Annotated in this window: 9 protein-coding genes and 1 tRNA gene; 6 read left to right on the forward strand and 4 right to left on the reverse strand. The window is 69.4% G+C overall.

Annotation, left to right across the window (positions count from 1 at the left end):
• Nucleotides 1-17: 17 nt before the first annotated feature.
• The gene (locus LMI96_RS06570) at nucleotides 18-2,465 is read right to left on the reverse strand and encodes an ATP-dependent helicase (RefSeq protein ID WP_228360906.1); all 2,448 of its coding nucleotides are present in this window, start codon (nucleotides 2,463-2,465) and stop codon (nucleotides 18-20) included.
• An 87-nt stretch (nucleotides 2,466-2,552) separates the two neighbouring features.
• Between LMI96_RS06570 and LMI96_RS06575 the strand changes: the two genes are divergently transcribed.
• Nucleotides 2,553-3,518, forward strand: a complete 966-nt coding sequence (locus LMI96_RS06575; protein WP_374197915.1) for an acetylxylan esterase — start codon at nucleotides 2,553-2,555, stop codon at nucleotides 3,516-3,518.
• A gap of 50 nt (nucleotides 3,519-3,568) precedes the next feature.
• Here the strand turns inward: LMI96_RS06575 and LMI96_RS06580 are convergent, their stop codons facing one another.
• Nucleotides 3,569-7,111, reverse strand: a complete 3,543-nt coding sequence (locus tag LMI96_RS06580) for a lamin tail domain-containing protein (protein WP_228360908.1) — start codon at nucleotides 7,109-7,111, stop codon at nucleotides 3,569-3,571.
• Nucleotides 7,112-7,309: 198 nt separating this feature from the next.
• On the opposite strand from LMI96_RS06580, the gene LMI96_RS06585 reads away from it, so the two are divergent.
• A tRNA-Met gene (locus tag LMI96_RS06585) sits at nucleotides 7,310-7,382 on the forward strand.
• 245 nt (nucleotides 7,383-7,627) lie between these two features.
• Here the strand turns inward: LMI96_RS06585 and LMI96_RS06590 are convergent.
• Nucleotides 7,628-8,731 (reverse strand): helix-turn-helix domain-containing protein, encoded by a 1,104-nt coding sequence (locus LMI96_RS06590; RefSeq protein WP_228360909.1) that lies wholly within the window; start codon nucleotides 8,729-8,731, stop codon nucleotides 7,628-7,630.
• Between the two features lie 301 nt (nucleotides 8,732-9,032).
• Between LMI96_RS06590 and LMI96_RS06595 the strand changes: the two genes are divergently transcribed.
• The 4 genes from LMI96_RS06595 (at nucleotide 9,033) to LMI96_RS06610 (ending at nucleotide 13,378) form a co-directional block, all read left to right on the forward strand.
• Nucleotides 9,033-9,752 carry an alpha/beta hydrolase gene (locus LMI96_RS06595; protein ID WP_228360910.1) on the forward strand — a complete coding sequence of 240 codons (720 nt, stop codon included), beginning with the start codon at nucleotides 9,033-9,035 and terminating at the stop codon, nucleotides 9,750-9,752.
• Between the two features lie 147 nt (nucleotides 9,753-9,899).
• On the forward strand, nucleotides 9,900-12,128 hold the full coding sequence (locus tag LMI96_RS06600) for a helix-turn-helix domain-containing protein (protein WP_228360911.1): 2,229 nt from the start codon (nucleotides 9,900-9,902) through the stop codon (nucleotides 12,126-12,128).
• Between the two features lie 44 nt (nucleotides 12,129-12,172).
• Nucleotides 12,173-12,400 carry an RNA-binding S4 domain-containing protein gene (locus LMI96_RS06605; protein WP_228360912.1) on the forward strand — a complete coding sequence of 76 codons (228 nt, stop codon included), beginning with the start codon at nucleotides 12,173-12,175 and terminating at the stop codon, nucleotides 12,398-12,400.
• Nucleotides 12,401-12,472: 72 nt separating this feature from the next.
• On the forward strand, nucleotides 12,473-13,378 hold the full coding sequence (locus LMI96_RS06610) for a triacylglycerol lipase (protein WP_228360913.1): 906 nt from the start codon (nucleotides 12,473-12,475) through the stop codon (nucleotides 13,376-13,378).
• A 56-nt stretch (nucleotides 13,379-13,434) separates the two neighbouring features.
• Here the strand turns inward: LMI96_RS06610 and LMI96_RS06615 are convergent, their stop codons facing one another.
• Nucleotides 13,435-13,866 (reverse strand): Hsp20/alpha crystallin family protein, encoded by a 432-nt coding sequence (locus LMI96_RS06615; RefSeq protein ID WP_223721785.1) that lies wholly within the window; start codon nucleotides 13,864-13,866, stop codon nucleotides 13,435-13,437.
• Nucleotides 13,867-13,876 lie beyond the last annotated feature (10 nt).

Raw genomic sequence — 13,876 nt, forward strand, 5'->3', positions numbered from 1 at the left:
GCCAGCCTACGGGGCGGTCAGAGCTTCTCGATCGGCGCGATCTTGATCAGCAGCTTCTTCGCACCCGCCGACTCGAAACGCACGTGCGCGATGCGCTTCGCGCCCTCGCCGGTGACGGCATCGACACGCCCCTCGCCGAAGTCCTCGTGCCGGATGCGGTCGCCCTGCCCGAGTTCCATCGCACTGTTGTCGCGGACCTTCGCGGGGATGCGGTTCGGGAACCGATCGAGCGAGGTGGACTTGGGCGCGAGGGCGGGCGGATCGTCGCGTCGTCCGCCCCAACCGCCGCCGCTGCCGCCACCGGGCCGGCGCGCGTTGAGGGCCCGGGATCCGGCACCGCCGCGGGAGTTGACGTCGCCCGGCGACTGACGCCAGTCGATGAGTTCCGCCGGGATCTCTTGCAGGAACCGGGACGGCATGGCGACGGTCACCTCGCCGAACTGCGCGCGGGTCATCGCGAGCGTAAGGTACAGGCGCTGCCGGGCGCGGGTCACGCCCACGTAGAACAGGCGTCGCTCTTCGGAGGGGCCACCGGGTTCACCGGCCGAGATCCGGTGCGGGATGAGGTCTTCTTCGACGCCGGTGAGGAACACCGTGTCGAACTCGAGTCCCTTGGCCGTGTGCATCGTCATGAGCGACACCGAGCCCGACGCGTCGTCGAGGTCGTCGGCGTCGGCCACGAGCGCCACCTCGGTGAGGAAGTCGATGATCGTTCCGTCGGGATTGTTGCGGGCGAACTCGCGCGCCACAGCCACGAGCTCGTCGAGGTTCTCGAGTCGCGCCTCGTCTTGCGGGTCGCGACTCGCGCGCAGCGCGTCGAGGTATCCGCTCTTCTGCAGCAGCAACGTGAGGCCTTCGGCGACGGCCGTCGGCGGCGCGAGTTCGCCCGAGGACGGCAGCATGATCGCGGTCGCCTCGGCGAGCACGCGGTCGAGTTGCGCGATGGACGCCTGCAGCTTCGGCCCCACCCCCAGCTGCGCGGATGCCGCCAGGGCATCGCGGAAGGTGATCTCGTGCTCTTCGGCGAACCGGGCGATCGAGGTCGCGGTCACGTCGCCGATGCCCCGCTTCGGGCGGTTCAGGATGCGGCGGAGGGCCATCTCGTCAGCCGGGTTCGCCACCGAGACGAGATAGGCGAGCGCGTCCTTGATCTCGGCGCGCTCGTAGAACTTCGTGCCGCCCATGATCTTGTAGGGCACGGCGGAGCGGATGAAGATCTCTTCCAGCGCGCGGGACTGCGAGTTGGTGCGGTAGAAGACCGCGATGTCGGAGTAGGCGACGTTCTTCCGGCGCAACTTCTCGATCTCGTCGGCGATGAACTGCGCCTCGTCGTGCTGCGAGTAGCCCGTGAAGCCGACGATCGGCTCACCCGCGCCCACGTCGGTCCAGAGCTTCTTGTCTTTGCGGTCGAAGTTGTTGCTGATGACCGCGTTCGCCGCCGACAGGATGTTCTGCGTCGATCGGTAGTTCTGCTCGAGCAGCACGACCTTCGCACCCGGGTAGTCGCGTTCGAACTCACTGATGTTGCGGATGTCGGCGCCGCGGAAGGCGTAGATCGACTGGTCGGAGTCGCCGACGACGGTGAGCGATGCCCCCTCCGCCTCGGGCGCCTTCTCGGCCTCGAAGATCATCATGCCGCCGGAAGCATACGGCTCGGCTTCACCCCCGCCGACGGGGCGGGTGAGCTCGTGGATGAGTGCGTACTGCGCGTGGTTCGTGTCTTGGTACTCGTCGACGAGGATGTGCCGGAACCGGCGCCGGTACACGTCGGCGACGTGCGGGAATGCGCGGAAGAGGTACACCGTCTGGGCGATCAGATCATCAAAATCGAACGCGTTGGCGCGCTGGAGCGCCCGCTGGTAGTCCCCGAAGATCGCGACGAAGATGCGCTCCGCGGGATCGGACATGTTTGCCTGACGCGCGTAGGACTCGGCGTCGGCGAGCTCGTTCTTCAGCTTCGAGATGCGACCCTGCACCGACGAGGGAGTGAGCCCGTACGCATCCGCCTCGTGCTCTTTCACGAGCCGCTTGATGAGGGCTCGCGAGTCGCCGGAGTCGTAGATCGTGAAAGCGGTCGTGAAGCCGAACTGCTGCGCTTCTTTGCGAAGAATCCGCACGCACGCCGAGTGGAACGTCGAGATCCACATGCCGCGAGCGCTCTCGCCGACGAGGTGCCCGACGCGCTCGCGCATCTCGCCCGCGGCCTTGTTCGTGAAGGTGATCGCGAGGATCTGGCTGGGCCAGGCTTCACGGGCGCGCAGCAGCGACGCGATGCGGTGGGTCAGCACCCGCGTCTTGCCCGACCCCGCGCCGGCGACGATGAGGAGCGCGGGGCCGCGGTAGGTCACGGCTTCGCGCTGCGGCTCGTTGAGGCCGTCGAGCAGGTCTTCGTCGGGGCGTACGGACGCGGCCGCCTGCGGGCCGCGACCACCGCCGACGATGAGGGGCGTGGATGCGTCGGTCATTGCGTGTCAAGTGTAGGCGCGACCCCGGACACGGCGCCCGCGGAACGAGTGGCCGCGGGCCGGATGCGTGAGGATGAGCGCATGGCTCTGACCCACACCGACCTGCCGCTCGACCTCCTGCGGGAGTACGCGCCCGATCTGCCCGTTCCCGACGACCTCGACGACTTCTGGCGCCGCACGCTCGAGGAGTCGCGGGCGGCCGGCGGCGAGGTCCGCATCGAGCCCGTCGCCCAGCCGATCACCGAGCTGGTCGTGGAGGACCTCACCTTCCCCGGGTTCGCGGGCGAACCCGTGAAGGCGTGGATCACCCGACCCCCGGGCGACGAACCGAGGGCGACCGTCGTCGAGTACCTCGGCTACAGCGGAGGGCGGGGCCTGCCGGGCGAGCGGCTCGCGTGGGCGGCCGCCGGTTACGTGCACGTCCTGATGGACACCCGCGGTCAGGGCAGCGGCTGGGGAAGCGGCGGAGACACCCCGGATCCGCACGGCTCCGGGCCCGCCGTCGCCGGATACATGACCCGCGGCATCTCCTCCCCCGACACCTACTACTACCGTCGCCTGTTCACGGATGCGGTGCGGGTGCTGGACGCGGTCGTCGACCTGCCGTTCGTCGACGCCGCTCGCATCGTCGTCACGGGGGTGAGCCAGGGCGGCGGCACCGCGATCGCCGCCGCGGCGCTTTCCCCGCACGCCCGCGCAGTGCTGCCCGACGTTCCGTTCCTGTGCGACTTTCCGCGGTCGATCACGCGCACGCCCGAGGCGCCGTTCACCGAGATCACGCGCTACCTCGCGGTGCACAAGGATGCTGCGGCAGAGGTGCTGCGGACGCTCTCCTACTTCGACGGCGCCGTCCTGGCGCGCCGCATCACCGTGCCGGCGCTGTTCTCGGTCGGACTGATGGACGAGGTCGTCCTGCCTGGGTCGGTGTTCGCCGCGTTCAACGCGCTGTCCGCATCCGACGCCCACATCGAGGTCTACGGCTTCAACGGTCACGAGGGCGGCGGGTTCCGCCACTGGCACCGCCAGGTCGAGTGGTTGCGCGCCCGCTTTTGAACGCCGAATCCCCCGCGGCATCATGCACGCGGGGGACTCGGATCGTGTCGTCAGGCGGAGCGGATGCGGCGACGCGCGGCGACCGCGATGCCCCCGGCGAGCAACATCAGCAGCCCGAGCACCAACGCGCCTTCGGCTGAATTTCCCCCGGTGGCGGCAAGCGCACCGTCGACGACGCGGAGGGCGGTCCATCCGATCAGCTCGCCGTCTGCACCGTAGACCGCGAGGCGGTGGTCGCCGAGCGCAGCATCCGCCGGGATCGTGACCTGGATCCGACCGGATGCGTCCACCGCACCGGCCGCGATCTGCACCGGCGTCGAGTAGAGCCAGACGGTGACGGGCTCATCGGCGTACGCCGTTCCGACCGACACGGTGATCCGTTGGCCGCGCTCTGCGGTCGCCGGGGCGATCACGGAGCCGCTGTTGTCGCCCGTGAGAGCCGTGCCCGGCAGCGGCACCGACGGTCCGGTCCCGGGCAGCGGGACCGAGGGATCGGTGCCGGGCAGCGGGTTCTCGCCCGGTCCGGGTACCTCGGGGGTGGCTGCCGTGGGAACAGTGCCGAGGCGCAGCGCGCCGGATTTCACACCGTCTTCGAACCACCACGCGGCGCGCGTGCCCGTGCCGGCGGCCGGAGAGGTGGCGAAGCCCTCGTTGTTGACGTTCGGCATCCCCGCCGGGCGAGCGAAGTGCGCGATGGCCGGCTCGGTCGTCCCGTTCAGGGTGATCTGGGCCGCGGCGCCGTCGCATCCGTTGTCGCACACGGCCCAGAGAACGTCGAGCACCGTGTCGTAGTCGAGCGCCATGACCCCCGCGAGGCCCGGGTCGATCGTCGCCACGAGCGACGCCGATCCGTCCGCCTTCAGAGCGAAGGCGTACACATCACCCGTGTCTTCGACGGCGACGAAGAACAGCCCGTTGCCGTGCCCGGGGTACTGCGCCGGGTCGTACAGCTGCCCGGTCGTGTCGTCGATCAGTGACGCGGACAGGTCCGCATCCGCGATCCACTCGACCGCCTCCATCCCGAGGTTCGCCTCCACCTTCGGCAGAAGGGCGGTGAGGTCCCACTGCTGGGTGGCGATGACGTCCGGACCGGTCGCGTTCGGGTCGATCTTGAGCACGATGTTCTGGTTGACCGCTTTCGCGCTGTTGTCGCGCTCGGAGGCCAGGTACACAAACCCGTCGTCGGCGACCGTGATGCCCTCGGTGTCGGGGCCGGCTGCGGTGGGCGCGTTCGCGTCCTTCAGGAAGCGGGCGCGCTTGCCATCCTTCGTCCATCCTTCGGCGAACGTCGTCGAGCCGTCGGCGGCGACCGCGAGCTTCCAGAGTGTTCCGGTGCCGTTGTCGACCGCCCAGAGGAAGGTCCCGTCCGCCGTCGCCTGCGCGTCGAGGCCGGAGCTGTCTTCGAGGAACATGGGTGCCTCGTCGAGCACCGTCACGGATGCCGACCCCGGCCACGGGCTCACCGGGATCTCACCGGCGCAGGTGTTGGCCGCACCCCGGGTGGACTCCGCGGTCACCGCGAAGGGGCCGGTCACGTCGGGGCAGCGACCCCAGGTGGTCGCCGCGTGGCCGGCGCCCCACGTGGTCTCGTCGATGGCGAGGTCGCCATCGAACAGTCGCACCGCGTCGCCGCCACCCAGGCCGAAGCCGAGCGCGGCGCGGTCGATCACGAGGTAGCCGCGCGCAGCGATCGTCGTGTTCGCGGGGATCGCGTAGGCGTGCGTGTCGTCGTCGTCCTTCAGCACAATGCCCGAGACGTCGAGTGCCGCATCCGTCGGGTTGACGAGCTCGATCCAGTCGTCGGGTGATCCGCCGTCGGATTCGATCTCGTTGATCCGCACGGGGTTGCCGCAGGCGTTCCGGAGTCCCTTCGTGGAGACCGCGACGTCGATGAAGTCGCCCGTTCCGTCGGCGCAGCGTGCCCACACACCGGCGGCGTGCGCCGGGTAGGAGTAGGAGGCGACCGTGTTGCCGGTCGCGTCGCGAACGGTCGCGGTGTCGCCGTTGCCGAGTCCGAACACGAAGTTCGTGCCGCCGTCGAAGACGAAGTATTCGCCCGACGCGAGCACGGTGCCGGCGGGGAGCGGCGTGGTCTCGGCCGCGTGCCCGGCAGGGTCGTTGTCGATCAGGGTCCAGCCGGACATGTCGACCACGCCGGCGCCCAGGTTCACGACCTCGACCCAGTCGGTGGCGTCGCCGTTCGATTCGATCTCGTTGATCGCGACGTCGGGCATGACGCAGCTGTTCGACGCGCCCGGCGTCGGGTGCGCCAGCACGAAGGCGCCGACACCGTCGGGGCATCGCGCGAGGGTGGCCGCGGCCTCGGAGCCGTCGAGGCTTGCGTGCCCCTGCCACGGCAGCGAGTCGTCGATCAGCGCGCCGGATGCGTCGAAGAGGCGGATGCGGTCGGCGCTGCCGATCCCGATCGGTGCGCCGAAGGCGACCTGGGCACCGCCGGAGAGGCCGATCGTGTCGGCGGTCACGACGAGGAATTCGCCCGCGACGATCGTCGAACCCGGCAGGAACTGCCAGCGGTGGTCGTCGGAGTTGTCGCGGATCTCGTATCCCGATATGTCGAGCGCAGACGTGCCCGGGTTGACGAACTCGATCCAGTCGGATGGGGCCGAGTCGATCTCGTTGACGATGATCCGGCCCGGAGCGGTGAGGGGCGCGCACACGTTCGCGGCCCCGAGAGTCACGGCGGTGGCGGGTGCCCACGCGCCCGCGCCGTCGGCGCAGCGCGCCCACGTCGCGAGAGGGGCGGTGTTCGCGTAGGCGTAGCTGTCGACGATCGCCGAGGTGGCGTCGTACAGCACGACCTCATCACCCTTGCCGAGGCCGAACGTGAAGTCGGTGCCGTTCACCAGCACGCGGTACGCGCCGGGGGCGAGCGTTGCGCTGCCGGGCAGCGTCTCGGGCGCGCGCTTGTCGTCGGCGAGCTTCCAGCCGGTGAGGTCCACGGGGGTGCTGCCCGCGTTGTAGAGCTCGACGCTGTCCTTCGCGACGCCGGACACACCGTCGTAGACGATCTCGTTCAGGACGACTCCGGATGCCGGCGTCGTCGGCGCGGAGGGCGTCGGCGTCGGCGTCGGCGTCGGCGTCGGCGTCACGGTCGCGAAAGTGTTGGCCGCACCCTTGGTGGAGGCGCTGGTCAGCGCCCAGGTGCTGTCGGCGGTGCGCCCCCAGGTGGTCGTCGCGTGCCCGGTCCAGGTGTGCTCATCCACGAGCGCACCCTGCGGGTCGAACAGGCGCACGCCGTCGTTGGCGCCCAGGCCGAACGCGAAGGCGCCCTCGCCCGATGAGGCCTTCTCGTCGAGCACGAGATACGCCCCCGGTTCGACGATCGTGCCGGACGGGATGGCGTACGCATCCTTCTCCGTCGAGTCCTTGACGGTGTAACCCCCGAGATCGATGGCAGCGCTCGTGGGGTTGGTGAACTCGATCCAGTCTCCGGGCACACCGCCCGACGATTCGATCTCGTTGATGACGATGCCGGGCGAAGCGGCAGATGCGGCGGTGGGCAACGCGAGCAGTGCGGAGGCGCCGACGGCGCCGATCACGAGTGCAGCGAGCCCGCGGTGCAAGCGGGGCATGAGTCTCCTGAGCAGGGGGTGGAGGGGGACTCCCTCAGACCATCGGCCCCGCATGGCCGTCGCGCACACCGGAGGTGGCCGGGGCGTGAATCGATGGTGGCCACCGAGGGGCGACCAACCCCGTCACGTTTCGTCACGACGTGACACGGTCGGACTTTCTCGCGCCGGTGTCGGATGCGGCGGCTAGCGTCGAATCATCGCGGCGATCCGGGTGGTCCCGGGCACCGGCTCATACCCGGAGGCGTTGCGGGTTCGACTCCCGCCGTCGCGTCTAGTCCTTGCCGGGCTCGGCGCTCCTGGGAGCCTGCTCGAGCAGAGCGGTGGATGATCCCGTCATGGCGGAGAAGTGCTGTTGAGCGCCGCTGTTGACCTCGACTGGACGCGTACGGGGGGAAGCGAGCGGCGTGGCGGTCCGTCTGAGGCATCCGTCGTCATTCCGATGTGATCAGACGCCCTCGACTCTCGGCAGTGAGCTTCACCTGCGGGAACGGCTGCCCGACCGCAGTCACGAACGCCTCACAGCCGACCGGTGGCCTCCCACATCCGGATCAACTTGAGCGCCAGGTGCAGAGTGCTGCGCTTCATGCCGTCGGCGAGCGCATCGCGGACGACCGGCGGCATCTTTTCGAGCCGGTAGTACAGGGTCGTCCGGTGGATGAAGAGGATCCCGCACGCGGTGACGACATTCCCGCTGACGTCGAGGTACGTCTCGATCGTGCGGCGCTGGTATTCGCTGCCCTCGAAGTAGAGGGCGTGCGCGGCGGGCGAGATCACCTTCAGCTGCGACGGCTCGGCCGCCGATGACGCCAGCAGCAGCCACCCGCCGAGCGCGCTGACGTCGACTCCGGGCTGGAACTCGTCGAACGTGGCCGACAGCTCCGCGGCGCAGGATGCCTCGTACGCTGCCTGCTCGAGGTCTTCCGCGCCCGCCGACGGAGACGCCGAGCCGATCCCGAGCACGCGGATGCCGTGACCGGCCGCCTCGGCGAGAATCGCGTCCTCGAGCGGCGCGGTGGTGGGCTCGCTCACCAGGTAGAGCGTGCCTTTCCTCACTCCGAGGGACGCGAAGGGCAGGTGCCGGGACGTCGAGAGCCGACGACCCAGCGCCACCAGCATGACGGTGCTGACCGCCGCGTCCACGCGAACGGCGTGGATCCTCATCCCCGCCCCTCGACGAACCCAGCGTTGTTCGATCGCGACCGAAAGCGCCGCCCGGCGCGCTGTCGCATCGTCCGAGAGGAGGTCGCCGAGCACATCGTCGCGACCGGGCAACGCCGGGAGCGCGGGGTCGTCGAGCGCTGCCCGAACCAGGGAGGTCGCGGCATCCAGCGCGTCGAGGTGCCCGTGCGGCAGCGGCCCGCGGGCGCCGGTCAGCACGAGAACGTGAGCGAGGAGCCCCGCGCGACCGTGCACCGGCACGTCGAGCTCGATCTCGTCCTCTGCCGCGTGCAACGTACGCAGGCCGCGAGTCATCCTCGCGGACGAGTTGCTGCGGACGGTGACCGCGGGCTGCGTGGTGCGGATCATCACCGTGCGGTCCAGCAGCGACGACAACTCCTCGACCACATCCCGGAGCGAGGCGAGTGGATCCCCGTACTGCACGAGCGCAATACTCTTCATCACACACTCCCCTGTCGGACGAGTCGCGGGACGCATCAGCGTGGTGGGCCGATGCGCGGGACCGCCACCCGAGGGCGGAATGGTCTCCGAGTCCATTGCACCGCTGTTCGCTGGTGAGCGCCATGCAGAAAGCAGGCAGAAATGCTGCGTCGCAGTTTCTGCACGGGCGCCGAGCGCGAGTCGCGCCGATACGAACACGTCAACGGACGGGTGTCGAAACGTGCGCGACGACTGTCGCGTCGTGCGGCGCGGGCTCCGGCGTAGCTTCGGAGGGTTGCTCCGACCCTTCCGAGGCAGGCGAATGTCCTCTCGTGTCACCTACGTTCTCGTGCACGGCGCGTTCACCGATGCGTCGTGCTGGTGGCCGATCGCCCTGCGTCTTCTCGGAAGCGGATGTCGTGTGCTCGCGCCGCCGGTCTCGATGCGCAGCCTCGCGGGCGACGGCGGGTACATCCGCCGAATCGCCCGCGAGGTCGAGGGGCCGGTCATCCTCGTCGGACACGACTACGGCGCCGCGGTCGTCGCCGTCGCCGGATCCGCATCGAACGTGGCGGGCACGGTGTTCGTGAACGGCTACGTTCCCGACAGCGGCGAGAGCATCGCCGAACTCCGCGATCTGTTTCCCGCCGCCGAGGCCACTCCCCATCTGGTCGCCTCCCCCCTCTCCGACGGCCAGGAATGCACGGAACTCAGTGTCGACATCGACAGGTTCCCTCTCCTCGTCGCGGAGGGCGTCTCGGATGATGAGGCGCAGGTGATGGCGGTCTCGCAGCGGCCGATCGCGGTCTCCGCTCTCACCGAGCGCGCAGCAGCTGTCGCGTGGCGGGGCCTGCCGACTTGGGGTGTCGTCTCCGCCGCTGACCGCGTCATCCATCCGGAACTGCAGCGCTTCGGATGCCGCCGGGCTCTGGCGCGACGCATTCTGGAGCTGGACGCACCGCACCTCGTCATGCACACGCATCCGGCGCCGATCGTCGACCTGTTGCTCGACGCCGCCACCGAGATCGAGTCGCGCGCCTGACGGATCGACGACCCGCAGCCCCCATCTCCGAGGCAGTTTTGCGGGGCTGCGCCGGATCTGGAAAGGTCATCCGTGGGACAGCCGACCCGCGCACGCCCACGAGGCCCTGACCGCATCGACGTCCCCCGCGCAAGGAGACGAGACCGCGTGTCGCACCCGTTCGGAGAGTTGCTGCGCCGCCGTCGCCAACGCGCCGACCTCACGATCGAGGGTCTCGCGGAGCAATCTCGGGTGAGCGTGCGAACGATCAGCGACATCGAGCGAGGGATGAGCGCCGGCCCGCAGCGGCGTACCGTGATCGCGCTCGCCGACGGGCTGCACCTGGCCGACCAGGAGCGCACCGAGTTTCTGAGCGCGGCGCGGCCGGGTCGACGCGGCGCGGCCCTCGATCGTCCGCCGGTGTCCGTCCGTCCGCTCCGACTCCCGGATTTCAGTGGGCGGAAGGCGGAGATGAGCGTTCTGGCGTCGGTCCTGTCGCCGCAGAGCACCCCTCCGACGCCCGTCGTCGTCACCGGCACGGCGGGCGTGGGCAAGACGACCTTGGCGCTCGAGGCGCTCCACCGCGCCATCCCGGGCGGCGCCGACATCCTGTTCGTCACTCTCCACACTCCCGACACGCTTCCGCTCTCCTCGCTCCAGGTGCTGCAGGCGCTCCTGCGTCAGATCGGCGTCGACGACGAACTCGACACGATCGACGACGCCGTCGCGGCCTGGCGGCGATCAAGCGCGAACAAGTCCTTCGCCGTCCTCCTCGACAACGTCACGAACGAAGCGCAGGTGCGACCCGTGCTGACCGCATCCGATGCGGTGCGCATCGTCCTGACCTCGCAGCGGTCTTTGACGGGACTCGAGGGCTGCCAGCGCGTCGTCCTCGGCTCCCTCGCCCGGCACGAGAGCATCGACTTCCTCGCCCGCATGATCGCGCCGTCGCAACAATCATCCGGGGAGCTCGCCGAGCTCGCCGAGCTGTGTGCCGACCTCCCGCTGGCACTGCGGATCGCCGGCAACCGGATCTCGTCGCGTCCCGCATGGACCGTGGAGGATTTCGCACGAAGGCTGCGCGTGGACGCCACGCGGCTCCGCCAGCTCGTCGCGGGAGATCTGCGCGTCGAGTCGACCTTCGCCCTCTCCTACGAGGCGCTCACGGCACGGTCGAGACAGGTCTTCCGCAGCATCCCCCTCATCACCGGCGCCTCATTCCGCGCCGATATGGTCGCGTCCCTCCACCCGTTCGACGACGAGACGACGCGGGAAGTGCTCGACGAACTCACCGATCTCGCCCTGCTCGAGTCGTTGAGCGGTGACCGGTACCGGATTCACGATCTCCTTCGGATCTTCGCCGACCGCCGCCTGTCGGCCGAACAGGACTCGCGCGAGATCGATGCGCAGCGCACCCGGCTTCGGCAATGGACGCTGACGATGACGCGCGAGATGGCGCTGCGCACGGAAGAGACGGATGCTGCCGCGATGCCCGGAGAAGTCACGCTCGCCTCGGCGCGAGCGTGGTTGATCACGGAGGCAGACACCTGGCTCGAAGCACTGAAGGTCTCGGCGGCGACACCCGCGGAGTCGCAGGTCGCCGTCCTCGACACGGCGCGGGCGCTCACCCAATTCGCGGAGCGATGGCTCGGGTATCGACACTGGCGCACGGTCGCTCAGATCGGGGTGTCTGCTGCCGAGCACCTGGGCGATCAGGGTGCCCTGGCATACCAGCTGCAGATGATGGCGGCGCTCGAGCTCGGACTGATCGACGGGGATGCGGATGTCGCCGAAGAGATCGCCCTTCGGGCGCGCTCGACGGCGGAGGCGGCAGGGGCAGACACTGTCGCCATGTGGGCATTGATCTCGCTGGCCTGGAGCAGCGCCCGGCGCGGCGAGCTCGACTCAGCCCTGGCGCGTGCGCGACAGGCTCTCGCGGAGGCCCGAGAACAACGCTCTCCCGAAGCCCAAGTGCAGACCAGATACTGGATAGCCATCGCGATGATGCCGGATGATCCGGAGGGCGCGCTCGGCGAAGCCCTCGAGATGCGTCGGGTGCTGGACGAGCACGAGGCCGATTTCTCGATCCGGGAGTGGTACTCCTCGAACAGCGTGACGACGGCCATCGCGGTGAAAGCGCTTCTCCGCCTCGAGCGTTACTCCGACGCCAAAGACGTCGCGAATCGGATCATGGACGACGCATCGTTCTTTCCGCACGAACCGGACTTCCTCGCCCGGGCGTACCGTCACCGTGGGTTCGCGCATCTCGGCCTGCAGAAGCATGACGAAGCGCGGAGCGACCTTCAGCGAGCGCTCGAGCTCGTCCAGGAGCACGAACGCCCGGACTGGTGGGCGGCAGAGATCCAGGCGGCGATCGATTCGCTCGGCCCACGCTGACGCCTCACCGCGCGCGGACGACCGGTGTTCACTAGCATTCGAGGATGACGAATCCGACCCCGATCCGCGATGTGTCCGTCGGCGAAGACGGCATCCGCCTCGGACAGTTCGTGAAGTTCGCCGGTCTTCTCGACTCCGGTGGCGACGTCAAAGAAGCCATCGTCGACGGCGAGGTCCGCGTCAACGGCGACGTCGAGCGTCGCCGCGGGCGACAGCTGCGGGTGGGCGATCTGGTCGTCTTCGGCGGCCGCACGGTGCGGGTCTCGGCGTGACGCGGAGCACCCCGACCGGCCGAGTCGGATGCGGTGCGTTCGCGCCCTCATCGCGTCTGTCACAGTAGTCACGTGCACGCTGTCGTCCTCGTCTCCGGTGGCGCTGCCGTCACCCCGTTCACCACGCCGGATGCCGGCGCCCGAACCGGGTTGGCCGCGGGCAACACGATGACCGCGATGCGCGCGCACCTCCTACGCGCCGGGCACGCCGTGTTCACCGCTCCCGCCCGCATCGGGCCGGGCACCGTCGCCGACGACACCGGCTGGCAGGGATTCTCCGATGTGCCGGCAGAACTCCCCGCCGCGATGACCATCAATGCCGCGGGAACGATCGCGGACGCCGGACACGCGCTGCATACCTTCCTCGCTCACCTGACCGCCACCTTCGATCTCGACCGGATCGACGTCGTCGCGCACTCGATGGGCGGCCTCTTCACGCGGGCCGCGCTCGGGCAGAGCCGGGCCGATCCCTCGGTCGCGCCGCTGAGCCGACTCGTCACCCTCGGCACGCCGTGGTCCGGGTCACTCCTCGGCGATGTCCTGGCGGGCGACATCCGCCTCGAAGACGCCCACGAGGATCCGGCGACGATCGCCATCCTGGAGCAATCGCGCGAATACGCCGACCGGGTGTCGCAGGGCGCCGCCGGCCAGGTCTCGCACGCATTCCTCGCGGGCGCCGACGGGTGGAACGACACCCAACGCGGGGCGCTCGACGACATCTCCGTGACGCTGATCGGCGGGTCGTTCTTCGCGTCCGCCGACCAACCGCCCACGCTCTGGCCGCACGACGGGCTGGTGGCACTGCGCAGCGCGTCGGCGCGGGAGGTCTCGGATGCGGTCCTCCCCCGCCGCACGATCCACGAGGTCGACGACGTGCACAGCATCTACTTCGCGGACCGATTTGGCCTGAGTTGGGACCGCGCACTCACCTGGGATCCGCGCGTCTTCGATCTCATCGACGGTGCGCTTCGCGCCTAGCCGATACGCGAGAAAGGCGCGGAACCGATCGGTCCGCGCCTTTCTCGTGTCGAGCCTCAGCTCGTCAGCGTCTTCTGCGTCTCGGATGCGGCCACGCTCTGCACCTCGATCTTGCGGGGCTTGGCGCGCTCGCTCACGGGGATGACGACGCTCAGCACGCCGTTGTCGTAGCTCGCCGAGATTCCGGCCGTGTCGACGCCTTCGCCGATGCTGAACTGGCGAAGATACGTGCCGGCCGGACGCTCCTGCACGAGCCACTTCGCGCCGTCGGCGCTGCCGGCCGTGCGCTGCGCGCGGATCGTGAGCAACTGGCCGTCGACATCGACGTCGACCGAGCCCGGGTCGATACCGGGAAGGTCGGCGGTCACGACGTACCGATCGGCGTCACGGTAGAGGTCGACGGGCATCGTGCGCGGACCCGGACGAGACTGCAGAAGCCCTGCGGCCAGTCGGTCGAGTTCGCTGAAAGGGTCAAAAGTCATAGCCATGATGAAAGAT

Origin of the sequence: Microbacterium sp. cx-59, assembly GCF_020805625.1 — a bacterium.
In the GTDB taxonomy this organism is placed as follows: Bacteria; Actinomycetota; Actinomycetes; order Actinomycetales; family Microbacteriaceae; genus Microbacterium.

Coding starts and splice junctions, on each gene's coding strand:
- LMI96_RS06570 (WP_228360906.1), bottom strand. CDS start 2,465: ATGACCGACGCATCCACGCCCCTCATCGTCGGCGGTGGTCGCGGCCCG.
- LMI96_RS06580 (WP_228360908.1), bottom strand. CDS start 7,111: ATGCCCCGCTTGCACCGCGGGCTCGCTGCACTCGTGATCGGCGCCGTC.
- LMI96_RS06590 (WP_228360909.1), bottom strand. CDS start 8,731: ATGAAGAGTATTGCGCTCGTGCAGTACGGGGATCCACTCGCCTCGCTC.
- LMI96_RS06595 (WP_228360910.1), top strand. CDS start 9,033: ATGTCCTCTCGTGTCACCTACGTTCTCGTGCACGGCGCGTTCACCGAT.
- LMI96_RS06605 (WP_228360912.1), top strand. CDS start 12,173: ATGACGAATCCGACCCCGATCCGCGATGTGTCCGTCGGCGAAGACGGC.
- LMI96_RS06615 (WP_223721785.1), bottom strand. CDS start 13,866: ATGGCTATGACTTTTGACCCTTTCAGCGAACTCGACCGACTGGCCGCA.